The sequence below is a fragment of the Planktotalea sp. genome (genome assembly GCF_018607965.1).
Lineage (GTDB): Bacteria > Pseudomonadota > Alphaproteobacteria > Rhodobacterales > Rhodobacteraceae > Planktotalea.
Genome location: NZ_JABBAM010000015.1, coordinates 1 through 11,478, shown reverse-complemented (window position 1 = coordinate 11,478; position 11,478 = coordinate 1). Strand labels below are relative to the sequence as shown.

Below are 11,478 nucleotides of genomic sequence, written 5' to 3'. Positions count from 1 at the left end.
CCAAGGATCGCCAAGAAGGCAGGAACGTGCCAGCCAAAGTGGTGAATATCAGTGCCAAAGACCGCGTTGATGATATGGCTGAAAGGAACCTGTCCTTCCATGATGCCGACCAGCGTCAACGCAGAAAACAGCGCCATAACACCTTGAGCATAGTTAAAAATACCAGAAGCTTTGAAGATCAAAACAAAGCCCAGCGCGACCAGCGAATAGAGAACGCCAGCCATCAGACCGTTGAAGAACACTTCCATCGCAAAGGCGAGTTGTTCGGGCATCAGCGTGCCTCCTTCACAATGTTAGAAAGGGCGAGATTAGTCATGTGCCACCCCCAAATACGCATCAATCACAGCTTGGTTGTTGCGAATGTCGTTGGGTGTGCCGTCGCCGATTTTTTTGCCGTAGTCCATCACAACCACGCGGTCAGACAGGTCCATGACAACACCCATATCGTGTTCGATCAGCGCAATCGTGGTGCCAAATTCATCGTTCACGTCCAGAATAAAGCGGGACATGTCCTCTTTTTCTTCGACGTTCATGCCCGCCATTGGTTCGTCCAGAAGAAGCAAGTTTGGCTCGGCCACAAGCGCGCGCGCCAGTTCAACACGCTTCTTCAAACCATAGGGAAGGCGCGAAACGGGTGTCTTGCGGATGTGCTGAATTTCCAAGAAGTCGATGATTTTTTCCGCCTTCTCGCGGTTCTCAATCTCTTCTTGCTCCGCCTTACCACGCCAAATCGCTTGGGCCAACAAACCGGACTTCATCTTGTTCAAACGACCCGTCATCACGTTGTCCAGAACAGTCATGCCTTCAAACAAAGCGATATTCTGGAACGTGCGCGCAATACCTTGCTGGGCCACTTCATAGGGCCGCATCTGCGGACGTGGTTTTCCGTTAAAAAACACTTCGCCCTCTTGGGGCACATAGAACCCAGAGATCACGTTCAGCATTGACGATTTGCCAGCACCGTTAGGGCCAATAATCGCACGGATCTCGCCCTGACGGATATCAAACGAAATATCCTTGATCGCGACAACACCACCAAAGCGCAGTGTGATGTTCTTCATTTCCATCACAACAGCACCAATCGTGCGGCCGTCTTCGGTGACGTAGCTATCTGAGTTATCCAGCATCAAAAATTCCTTACTCAGCAGCTATTTTGGAGGCGGTTACAGGCACAACCTTGGCATCACGAATTTCCAGCGTCGCGCTGATTTTACCTTTGCGACCATCTTCATAAGTAACTTCCGTTTCGGTGTAGATTTCAGACGATCCGTCATAAAGCGCGTTCACCAGATCTTCGAATTTCTCACCAATGATCTTGCGACGTACTTTTTGTGTGCGCGTCAATTCGCCGTCATCCGCATCCAATTGCTTGTGCAGCACAAGAAAGCGATGGACCTGACAGCCCGACAACATGGGATCTTCGGCAACTGATTTATTCACCGTTTCAACATGCTCTTGGATCGTATCCAGAACGCGCTGATGACCCGCCAGTTCTTGGTAGGACGCGTATGCGATGTTGTTGCGCTCTGCCCAGTTACCAACAGCGTTCAAGTCAATGTTTACAAAGGCTGTGCAATAGTCTTTGCCTGCGCCAAAAACGACAGTTTCCAAGATGTTGGGATAGAACTTTAGTTTGTTTTCGACATACTTCGGCGCGAACATTTCGCCACCAGCCATTTTGGCAACGTCCTTAGCGCGGTCAATGATGCGCAGGTGGCCTGTCGCCTCTTCAAAGAAACCCGCATCACCCGTCGCAACCCATCCCTCTGGATCTTTGGTATCGGCAGTGCTTTCAGGATTTTTGTAGTATTCTACGAATGTGCCGGGGCTACGGTAAAAGACTTCACCGTTGTCACCAATGCGCACTTCAACACCGGGACTAGGAACACCAACCGTATCTGCGCGAACCTCGCCGTCAGGCTGCTGCGTGATGAAAACACCCGCTTCGGTCTGACCGTAAAGCTGCTTTAGGTTAATTCCAAGTGAGCGGTAGAAACTGAAAATCTCAGGGCCGATCGCTTCACCGGCAGTATAACCGACGCGAACACGGCTAAAGCCAAGCGTGTTTTTCAACGGGCCGTAGACACACAAATCACCCAGCTTGTACTTACACTTGTCCATGCCACTGACGGATTTACCATCAAGAATGTCAGGGCCAACTTTGCGCGCGTGCTCCATAAAGTAGTCGAACATCCGTTTCTTCAACGGGCTCGCATCTTCCATGCGGATCATCACGGTCGTGAGCTGTGTCTCGAACACGCGTGGCGGTGCAAAGTAATACGTCGGACCAATCTCACGCAGATCGGTCATCATTGTTTCAACGCTTTCAGGGCAATTGACGCAGAATCCGGTCCAATAGGCCTGACCCAGAGAGAAGATAAAATCACCAACCCATGCCATCGGCAAATAGGCGAGGATATCTTCGCCAGCGCTAAGGTGATCGAACTCTGACGAGTTCTTGGACGTCTCAATAATATTGCGGTTGCTCAGAACAACGCCCTTAGGCTTGCCTGTCGTGCCAGATGTATAAAGCATCACGCATGTGCTGTCGTAATTCAGCGCATCACGGCGGCGGTTCAATTCAGGAAGCAACTCAGCAGACGCCGCGCGTCCTTGATCTTGCAAAGCTGCAAAATGGTGCAAGGCAGCATGATCGTATTTGCGCAGACCACGTGGGTCGAGGTAAATCATGTGCTCGAACTGGGTCAGATCGTCCTGTACTTCGAGGACCTTATCAACCTGCTCTTGGTCAGCAACGATCACAAAACGCGCGCCACAATGATCTAGCACATAGGCCATCTCTTCGGCAGCAGCGTCGGAATAAAGTGGAACGGGGACAGCACCAACAGATTGCGCAGCGACCATCGCCCAATAGAGATACGGACGGTTGCGACCAACGACAGCGACGAAATCACCCTCAGCAACGCCCAGCTTCAAAAGACCCAGCGCAAGCGCTTCAATCTCTTTAGCGGCCTCTGCCCACGTCCAGTTTTGCCAGATGCCCAGCTCTTTTTCACGATACGCGGCTTTGTCACCGAACTCGGTAGCGTTGCGATGCAATAGCGCTGGTACGGATGTTAATCCGTGTGCGCCCTCAGACGTCTGTGTCAATGATGTCTCCTTCCGTCGCACGCGCTAGGTCGTGCATGGCCACTTTTTGTGTGCCGTTGACCTTACCGTGCCACCAAATTCTTGAACGTCAACTTTTTCTACATATTTTCTGAAATATAACGAATTGTAACAGCGCCGAGTCAGGGCTGTTCGTGGCCCTGTTCACAGTGATAGCCATACGCGCATGAACCGCACACCCAGCCAACGCAAGATGCTCGAAGCCGGTCTGAACCTTATCCAACAGGCTATGTCGATCTTTGATTCGAATCTCCGCTTGGTCTTGATCAATCGTCAGATGCAGCAGATGTTCAGCCTACCCAGCGAACTGGTTCAAACGGGTGTTAGTTTTGACAAGGTCATTCGCTTTCTGGCCGAACGCGGCGAATACGGTGAAATCGACGATCTGGATGAATTCGTAGCGAATCGCGCCAAGCTCGCCCGCACCTTTGAAGCGCACTACATGGAACGCAAGCGCGCGAACGGTCGAATGATCAGCGTTGAAGGCGCGCCGCTACCAGAGGGTGGCTGGGTCACCGTTTACACCGACATCACCGAGATCAAGCAGCAAGAGGCCCTGCTGCGCACGCGGTCCGAGGCGCTAAGCGAACAAGTTCTGGTCCGCTCCGAAGAACTGGCAAAGACGAACCGCGCGCTTGCCTCTAGTAACGCCGCCTTGGAAGAGGCCAAGCATCAGCTAACCCAAATGGAAGCCCGCACCCGTTTGACCACCCAAATGATGCCCGCACACATTGCTCATATTGATTTGGATCAGCGATACACTTTTTCGAATCGCCGCCTTCAGGACGTCATGCCGGGCAGTACGGATGAAATCATTGGCTTGACCGCACGCGATGCTTTGGGCCCAGCCACGCACGCAGTTATTGAGCCGCATATAGAACGCGCCTTCGACGGGGTGGGATCGGTATTTGAATTTACGCACGACCCAAGTTCGCGTCGCATTCGCGTCGCCCTAACCCCTGATAGCGTGAATGGTGACATGCAGGGCATCTACGTTCTGTCCATGGACATCACCGAAGAAACCCAAACCCGCGTCGCGCTTCAGCAAACACGACGCCGTGAAATGGCCGCACAATTGACCAGTGGCTTGGCACATGATTTTTCCAATCTTCTAACGATCATTCTGGGGATGCAGGGAAAACTGGAACGCATGGATAGTCTTCCTAGTGAGGCCAAACATCTGATTGCTGCCACTCTCGCCGCAGCGCGTCGTGGCGGTGGTTTACTCCATAGGATCGCAGACATGACAGGCCCGCGAGAGTTCCGCCCTGCACCAATCCGATTGTCTGCATTCCTTAGCGAATTACAAACGATGGCAAGCCCAACAGTGGGCAATGATCACCGCCTTCAAATCAACCAAACCACGCCAGATGGCACATTCAACATTGATGCAGACATGCTGCAAGACAGCCTATTGAACCTGATTCTAAACGCACGTGATGCAACACCGCCCGGTGGACAGATTTCACTTATCGCACGTGCAGTGCAAGACACATGGCTAGAACTCGAAGTCGCTGACACAGGTACTGGGTTTACTGAACAAGCTTTGAAAAAAGCGCTGCACCCTTTCTTTACGACAAAGGGCGGCGAAGGGTCGGGCCTTGGTCTTGCGATGGTCTATGACATGACCAAACTCGCTGGCGGTGACGTACGTCTATTCAATGATAACGGCGCGCATGTTGTGCTGCGCCTTCCCCTTAGACCCACTGGCGCAACCCTCGCCCCCGGACTGGTTCTGCTTGTTGAGGACAGTGAAGACTTGCGCATGTCGATCCGCGATATGCTGATGGCGCAAGGGCATTTGGTGTTGGAAGCCACTTCGATCCACGAAGCCGAAGCACTGCTCGCCTCTGTTCCAGACATTGCCTATGTACTTTCTGACATTCATCTCAGTGGTGCCCGCACTGGGCTTGATCTGGTGCAAATAACGCAGCTTCCTCTCACACTTATGACGTCACTCCCCGTCAACGACCCGCTTCACCAAGCCGCTGCGCAACGTGGTGCGTTCTTGCACAAACCCTTTTCAGAGGATGCCCTGCGCGCCGCCCTCGCCAAAGCAGAACAGACACAGGATGCCGCACATGAGTGACCTTCCCCTTGTAACAATCCTTGATGATGAGCCCGAGATCCGGCAAATCCTGTCCGAAACCCTAGAGGACACAGGTTTTCGCACCCTTAGCTTTGGGCGAGCGCGCGAATTCGAAGCCGCTTTGAAAACCATCACGCCCGATGTGTGTCTTGTTGATCTGTCGCTACCTGACAAAGACGGTCTAACTCTTGTTCATCGCCTCGCCCTTGAACAGGGCGCGATCGTGATCATTATTTCTGGCCGCACGCAGGTGCAGGACAAAGTCACTGGCCTAGAACTCGGCGCAGACGATTACATCATCAAACCCTTTGATCCCAGCGAAGTTGTCGCGCGTATTCGTGTTCGCCTTCGTAAGAGTGTCCCACAGGAAACCACGTCCAATACAGCGCATATTCCCGGCTGGACCGCTCATTTTGATCGCTATGTTTTAGAAGACGCAGATGGCCACGAGGCCACATTCAGCCACGCGGAAGGCGAAGTGCTACGCATGTTTCTCGAAAGCCCCAAGCGCCTGATTTCACGCGCACAAATGCAAGACAAGCTCGGCGGCGGCGCAGGCGATAGCTTTGACCGCGCCATGGACGTCCGCATTTCACGCCTGCGCACAAAACTACGCGAAGACCCCAAGAATCCGCAGCTGATCAAAACGATCTATGGCGCTGGATATATATTCCTGGGCGATGTGGACTGGCGCTAAATTAAAGGAACTATCGACTTCCAATTCGTTATGGTTCGGTGATTTGCGCAATTGGCGCAACAGTAATGTTAGGCCCTTCGAAAGATGCAATGGCGTACTTTCTGTTCTAGCTGACCGCTGGCACCGTTGGTTGTGTATCGTGCGGACTGCTGTATGGATTCAGAATGATTAATACGCTCTACCAAAATGATATACCTGCCGATCTGGACCTTGGCCCTGTCGTTGCGATTGATTGTGAGACCATGGGTCTAAATCCACATCGCGACCGGCTTTGTGTTGTTCAGATGTCGGGCGGAGACGGCAATGCGCATATAGTGCAGGTCGCCAAAGACCAAACCGACGCGCCCAATCTGTGCAAGATGCTAAGGGACCCGAGGGTTCTAAAGATTTTTCACTACGGCCGCTTTGATATTGCCGCACTACAAAACGCGTTTGGCGCGGTTACCGAACCTGTGTATTGCACCAAGATCGCCAGCAAACTGGTGCGCACCTATACAGATCGCCACGGATTGAAGAACTTGCTACAAGATCTTCTAGGTATCGATATTTCCAAACATCAGCAGTCCAGTGATTGGGGCGCGGTCACGCTTACCAAAGCACAACTGGACTATGCAGCAAGCGATGTTTTATATCTACATCGCTTACGAACAGAGTTGAACAAACGTCTCATTCGAGAGGATCGTATGAAAAATGCCCAAGCCTGTTTTGACTTTCTACCCATGCGTGCGCGCTTGGACCTTGAAGGTTGGCCAGAACAAGACATCTTCTCTCACTGATGGTGAGCAAAGATAAATTCTTGGATACAGCACGTCGCGTGATTCGTATCGAAGCAGATGCTTTGGGGCTCTTGGCCGTTGGTATTGGTGATCCCTTTGCAGATGCTGTGCAAATGATACTTGATGCGCCCGGTCGTATTATCATTTGCGGTATGGGTAAATCCGGTCACGTTGCGCGCAAGATTGCAGCAACGTTTGCCAGCACAGGTACACCCGCGCATTTCGTACATCCCGCGGAAGCCAGCCATGGTGATCTAGGAATGATGACCAAGGGCGATGTTGCTTTGATTCTGTCCAATTCAGGTGAAACGCCCGAACTCGCGGATGTGATCGCACATACACGTCGCTTTGGAATTCCAATGATTGGCGTGGCGAGCAAGGCAAAGTCTACACTGCTTACACAATCTGATGTCGCTATCGTTTTGCCCAACGCTGAAGAAGCCTGTGGTACAGGTGTTGTTCCAACAACATCGACGACCATGACATTGGCGCTGGGCGACGCGATGGCCGTCGCTTTGATGGAACATCGCGCCTTCACACCAGCCAATTTTCGTGATTTCCATCCAGGCGGAAAACTTGGTGCACGCTTGTCCAAGGTCGGTGATTTGATGCACTATGGTGACGCCCTTCCAATCGCAACGACCACGACATCTATGGGGGATGTTTTGCTGGAAATTAGCCAAAAAGGGTTTGGGGTCGTTGGGGTCGCAGACACCGCTGGCCATTTGCAAGGCATTATTACGGATGGTGACCTGCGACGTCACATGGACGGCCTGCTGGATCTGACCGCCGACGACGTTCAAACCAAAGACCCAACAACTGTGCGCGCGGGAGCACTGGCCGAAGAAGCCTTGCGCATCATGAACACACACAAGATCACATGTTTGTTCGTCACCACGGATGACAAAAAGGTAGAAGGCCTCATCCACATCCACGATTGCTTGCGCGCAGGTCTTGGCTGATCCATGGCGTTCGGTGATCAAGCATACACACGCATTGTTCGCGGATTGAAGGTTTCGTTGCCCCTTGTGGCGCTCGTGCTACTTTCAACAATGTTCATGCTGTCCAGAAAGGTCGATCCCACAGCGGCAATTGCCCTTTCGGATCAAACGTTTCGGGAAAGGATCAATAGTTCCCAGCTCAGCGGCCCAAAACACAACGGCAACACCAACAGCGGCAAAAGCATGACCATAACCGCACGCTATGCGCGACCCGATCCTGATATTGAAGGCAAGACCTACGGCCAGACCGTCGATGCCTTGATCAATCTCGACAATGGCGAAGTCATGACAGTGACTGCAGACACTGGTGTTGTTGATGAAGAGCAGGATTTGGCAGTGCTAAGCGGAAATGTGCACATTATTACGACCGACGGATATGATTTTCGCACCAGTCAACTCACGTCGCTTTTATCAAAGATTGAAGGGGAATCTGCGGGTAGTGTCGAAGGTTTAGGCCCCCAAGGAACGTTCAATGCTGGTAAAATGTTTGTACGCACGGACGAAGAAAGCGGAAAAGTACATTTGCTTTTTACTAAAGACGTGCATGTGGTGTATACAAAACCAAAAGATAAATAGGCGAGCGCAGTGCAAATGATCCGATCCTTCATAGTTCCGATTGTCTTCGCCTTGGCGACCACACTCATTGTTACTCCCCCACTCTTTGCGCAAGACGCTGAGGGCGGCACGTCGATTGCCTTTGGAGATCGCAAACAAGATACGGATGCCCCGATCGAGGTGACCTCTGCACAGCTAGCCGTCGACGAGGCATCAAATAGCGCTCTGTTCACCGGCGACGTCGTTGTCGTGCAGGATACGATGACAATTTACGCCCCTTGGGTGAAGGTCTTTTATAACGAAGATCAAAGCGGTATATCCTTCGTGAAGGCGAAAGATGGCGTCACGCTTATCCAAGGCGAAGAGGCTGCTGAAGGCGAAACCGCTGACTATGATCTGGAAAAAGAAATCATCATTATGAACGGTGACGTTCTTGTTACTCAAAAGCTAAGCGCCATTGCATCTGACAAAATGACTGTGCATCTAGACGATGGTACAGCGTTGATGACAGGACGTGTGAAATCGCTTCTTCGAACAAATACCGCCAAGAAAGACGGCGACGAATGACGCGACCCGATCTGAAAATGACCGAGAACACATCTGGCCTGCGCATCGTCAACCTTCGCAAAAGTTATAAAAAGAAGGTCGTTATTCGCGACGTGTCGATGACGCTTGATCGCGGTGAAGTCATCGCGCTCTTGGGACCAAACGGATCTGGCAAAACCACCAGTTTCTACGCAATTGCAGGTTTGGTGTATCCAGAGGCGGGCTCAGTCACTATTGATGGTCGCGACGTAACCAATCTTCCTATGTATCGTCGTGCCAAATTGGGTATCGGGTATTTGCCGCAAGAGATGTCTATCTTTCGCGGTATGAGTGTGGAGGATAACATTGCCTCCATCCTCGACATATCCGTGAAAGACCGAAAGAAACGACGCGAGCGACTTGAAGAATTACTGTCAGAGTTTTCCATAGAACACCTGCGCGCAGCGCCAGCGCTCGCGCTTTCAGGTGGCGAACGTCGCCGTGTTGAAATTGCACGTTGCCTTGCCGCTGATCCAAAATATTTGCTGCTAGATGAGCCCTTCGCAGGCGTTGACCCCATTTCCGTCGGTGACATTCGTCACCTTGTTGCTGATCTTAAAAAACGCGGCATTGGCGTGTTGATTACAGATCATAACGTGCGGGAAACACTAGAAATTGTGGACCGTGCCTATATCTTGCATGATGGCCAGGTCCTTATGTCTGGTACGCCAGAAGACGTCGTTCAAAACGAGAATGTGCGTCGTGTTTATCTTGGCAACAATTTCAAAATTTCATAGAAGTTAGCGGTGTTTTTTGGCACACTGCTGCGAGAATTGATTGACAGCTGCGTCCAAATTATCGTCAACTAGGTACATGACGTTTTGCAAAATCGCGCACTTTTGTCTGCTACCAGCCTTTCTTGGGGCAAACATCCTGCAATCTGCATTTACGTTATTCTCTGTCCGCCAGCCCTGACATCAGGATCGCATCTTCCCGTTCGGGTTGTGCGTTGGCGATTATAAATGAAGGAGACAGAATGCGTTACCAAATCAGTGGCAAACAGATCGATATCGGCGAAGCGCTGCAAACTCACGTGAAAACAGAAATGGGCGAGATTCTCGACAAATACGCCCAGCGACCGACGGATGCGCAAATCGTATTTTCCAAAAGCGGTCATGAATTTGTTTGCGAAGCGACAGTACACCTATCAACAGGGTTAACCGCTGCGGCGCGTGGCCACGCTACTGAAATATACAGCTCCTTTGATGCTTGCATTGAAAAAATGGATAAACAACTAAGGCGCTATAAGAGGCGCATAAAGGACCACCACAAGGACCGCACAGACCCAGTTGAATTAATTGGCGCTTCCTCGTATATCCTCGAAAGTGAACGCGAAGAGTCGGATTCGGAACCCGAAACCTTGCAGCCTATTATCGTGGCAGAGATGGAAACAAATATTCCAACACTCTCAGTCGGCGAAGCAGTGATGCATATGGAATTGGGCGGTTCGCCGGTCTTGGTGTTCAAAAATGAAGGAAACAAAGGCGTAAACGTGGTATACCGTCGAGACGACGGAAATATCGGGTGGATCGACCCAAAATAACAAGCACGCTGTCTTTGTGGCAAGTGCGGTACAAGGTACGAGCAAATGGAAATCCATGATCTTTTGATGCCCGACGCGGTAAAATCTGTGTCCGTCGTATCAAGCAAGAAAACACTTCTGCATGCTCTGTCTGACCTCGCTGCCCAAGCGCACAACCTCGACGCAGAAACAGTTGTGCGTGCATTGCAAGATCGCGAAGCGCTGGGGCCAACAAGTGTTGGCCACGGCGTTGCGATCCCACATGCTCGGATTGAGGGCATTAATGAAGTCAAAGGCGTGTTTATCCGATTGGACCGGCCAATTGATTTCAGCGCTATTGATCGTCAGCCCGTTGATTTGTTCTTTGGACTTCTCGCGCCTGTAAACGCGGGTGTGGAACATTTGAAAGCACTCGCTCTGATTTCACGCACTATGCGAAATGCGGGAATTTGCGCCAAACTACGCGCGAATGAGGACGCGGACACGCTGCATACAATCATCACTGAAACCCAACGCCTTCAAGCCGCTTAGCCCACTTCTGATGACCATCATGATCCCAGCTTGGATTGACGGGGCGCTTGCGCCCGTTGAAAAGCTCGAGGTCCATCAGCGTGGCCTAAAGCACAAAGCCATTTCTATTTTTGCGATCTGTGACGGTGAAATCCTGATCCAACAACGTGCGCTAAGCAAATATCACACGCCTGGCCTTTGGGCGAACACATGCTGCACGCACCCTGTTTGGAACGAAGACCCTTTGGACTGCGCGCATCGTCGTCTTGTAGAAGAGCTTGGATTGATCAACGCGCCCAATGATTATCGTGGTCGTGTTGAGTATCGCGCAGATGTTGGTGGTGAATTAATCGAACACGAAGTTGTCGACGTCTATGTTGCCGTGTTCGAAAATCGCCCGACCCTAGTGCCTAATCCTGACGAGGTCATGGACACGGCTTGGATAGGTTACAGCGATCTGCTTCGTGAGGTTGCGATGAACCCAAACAAATTCACACCTTGGTTGAAAATCTATCTAGACGAGTTCGCTAAGCAAATTTTCAAATCTGATTTCAAACCGTCGTATTAGCCCGCACCAATTCTTTATACAGCTCTCGAATGCGTGCCGTGACAGG

General features: G+C 51.4%; 12 protein-coding genes and 1 pseudogene. 10 read left to right on the top strand and 3 right to left on the bottom strand.

Features of this window, described 5'->3' with window-relative positions:
* From QZ279_RS01060 to QZ279_RS01050, 3 genes and pseudogenes are all read right to left on the bottom strand, one after another.
* A pseudogene (locus tag QZ279_RS01060) lies at nt 1-272 on the bottom strand (branched-chain amino acid ABC transporter permease); the annotation flags it as partial.
* 36 nt (nt 273-308) lie between these two features.
* Nucleotides 309-1,127 carry an ABC transporter ATP-binding protein gene (locus tag QZ279_RS01055; RefSeq protein WP_293446984.1) on the bottom strand — a complete coding sequence of 273 codons (819 nt, stop codon included), beginning with the start codon at nt 1,125-1,127 and terminating at the stop codon, nt 309-311.
* Nucleotides 1,128-1,137: 10 nt separating this feature from the next.
* A complete protein-coding gene (locus tag QZ279_RS01050) occupies nt 1,138-3,111 on the bottom strand; it encodes an AMP-binding protein (RefSeq protein WP_293446982.1) in 1,974 nt (657 codons plus the stop codon).
* A 184-nt stretch (nt 3,112-3,295) separates the two neighbouring features.
* Here QZ279_RS01050 and QZ279_RS01045 point away from each other — a divergent pair, with 184 nt between their 5' ends.
* The 10 genes from QZ279_RS01045 (at nt 3,296) to QZ279_RS01000 (ending at nt 11,432) form a co-directional block, all read left to right on the top strand.
* On the top strand, nt 3,296-5,218 hold the full coding sequence (locus QZ279_RS01045; protein ID WP_293446981.1) for a PAS-domain containing protein: 1,923 nt from the start codon (nt 3,296-3,298) through the stop codon (nt 5,216-5,218).
* The gene (locus QZ279_RS01040; protein ID WP_293446979.1) at nt 5,211-5,915 is read left to right on the top strand and encodes a response regulator transcription factor; all 705 of its coding nucleotides are present in this window, start codon (nt 5,211-5,213) and stop codon (nt 5,913-5,915) included. The genes QZ279_RS01045 and QZ279_RS01040 overlap by 8 nt, the downstream gene beginning before the upstream one ends.
* 164 nt (nt 5,916-6,079) lie before the next feature.
* Nucleotides 6,080-6,691 carry a ribonuclease H-like domain-containing protein gene (locus QZ279_RS01035; RefSeq protein WP_293446977.1) on the top strand — a complete coding sequence of 204 codons (612 nt, stop codon included), beginning with the start codon at nt 6,080-6,082 and terminating at the stop codon, nt 6,689-6,691.
* A complete protein-coding gene (locus QZ279_RS01030) occupies nt 6,691-7,653 on the top strand; it encodes a KpsF/GutQ family sugar-phosphate isomerase (protein WP_293446975.1) in 963 nt (320 codons plus the stop codon). The genes QZ279_RS01035 and QZ279_RS01030 overlap by 1 nt, the downstream gene beginning before the upstream one ends.
* 3 nt (nt 7,654-7,656) lie before the next feature.
* Nucleotides 7,657-8,268: an LPS export ABC transporter periplasmic protein LptC gene (lptC, locus tag QZ279_RS01025; RefSeq protein WP_293446973.1), complete on the top strand. Its 612-nt coding sequence runs from the start codon at nt 7,657-7,659 to the stop codon at nt 8,266-8,268.
* A 15-nt stretch (nt 8,269-8,283) separates the two neighbouring features.
* On the top strand, nt 8,284-8,814 hold the full coding sequence (locus QZ279_RS01020) for an LptA/OstA family protein (RefSeq protein WP_293446971.1): 531 nt from the start codon (nt 8,284-8,286) through the stop codon (nt 8,812-8,814).
* Complete coding sequence (gene lptB / locus QZ279_RS01015) at nt 8,811-9,569, top strand: LPS export ABC transporter ATP-binding protein (protein WP_293446969.1); 759 nt, start codon at nt 8,811-8,813, stop codon at nt 9,567-9,569. Before QZ279_RS01020 ends, lptB begins: the two co-directional genes overlap by 4 nt.
* A gap of 239 nt (nt 9,570-9,808) precedes the next feature.
* On the top strand, nt 9,809-10,375 hold the full coding sequence (gene raiA / locus QZ279_RS01010) for a ribosome-associated translation inhibitor RaiA (RefSeq protein WP_293446968.1): 567 nt from the start codon (nt 9,809-9,811) through the stop codon (nt 10,373-10,375).
* A gap of 45 nt (nt 10,376-10,420) precedes the next feature.
* Nucleotides 10,421-10,885 (top strand): PTS sugar transporter subunit IIA, encoded by a 465-nt coding sequence (locus tag QZ279_RS01005; protein ID WP_293446967.1) that lies wholly within the window; start codon nt 10,421-10,423, stop codon nt 10,883-10,885.
* Between the two features lie 10 nt (nt 10,886-10,895).
* Entirely contained in the window at nt 10,896-11,432 is a 537-nt protein-coding gene (locus QZ279_RS01000) for an isopentenyl-diphosphate delta-isomerase (protein WP_293446966.1), read from the top strand.
* The last annotated feature ends 46 nt before the right edge of the window (nt 11,433-11,478 follow it).

Bases quoted from the DNA above. Each gene is read 5' to 3' on its own strand.
- QZ279_RS01045 (WP_293446981.1), top strand. From the start codon at position 3,296: ATGAACCGCACACCCAGCCAACGCAAGATGCTCGAAGCCGGTCTGAAC.
- lptB (WP_293446969.1), top strand. From the start codon at position 8,811: ATGACGCGACCCGATCTGAAAATGACCGAGAACACATCTGGCCTGCGC.
- lptC (WP_293446973.1), top strand. From the start codon at position 7,657: ATGGCGTTCGGTGATCAAGCATACACACGCATTGTTCGCGGATTGAAG.
- QZ279_RS01055 (WP_293446984.1), bottom strand. From the start codon at position 1,127: ATGCTGGATAACTCAGATAGCTACGTCACCGAAGACGGCCGCACGATT.
- QZ279_RS01040 (WP_293446979.1), top strand. From the start codon at position 5,211: ATGAGTGACCTTCCCCTTGTAACAATCCTTGATGATGAGCCCGAGATC.
- QZ279_RS01035 (WP_293446977.1), top strand. From the start codon at position 6,080: ATGATTAATACGCTCTACCAAAATGATATACCTGCCGATCTGGACCTT.
- QZ279_RS01020 (WP_293446971.1), top strand. From the start codon at position 8,284: ATGATCCGATCCTTCATAGTTCCGATTGTCTTCGCCTTGGCGACCACA.
- QZ279_RS01005 (WP_293446967.1), top strand. From the start codon at position 10,421: ATGGAAATCCATGATCTTTTGATGCCCGACGCGGTAAAATCTGTGTCC.
- raiA (WP_293446968.1), top strand. From the start codon at position 9,809: ATGCGTTACCAAATCAGTGGCAAACAGATCGATATCGGCGAAGCGCTG.
- QZ279_RS01000 (WP_293446966.1), top strand. From the start codon at position 10,896: ATGACCATCATGATCCCAGCTTGGATTGACGGGGCGCTTGCGCCCGTT.
- QZ279_RS01030 (WP_293446975.1), top strand. From the start codon at position 6,691: ATGGTGAGCAAAGATAAATTCTTGGATACAGCACGTCGCGTGATTCGT.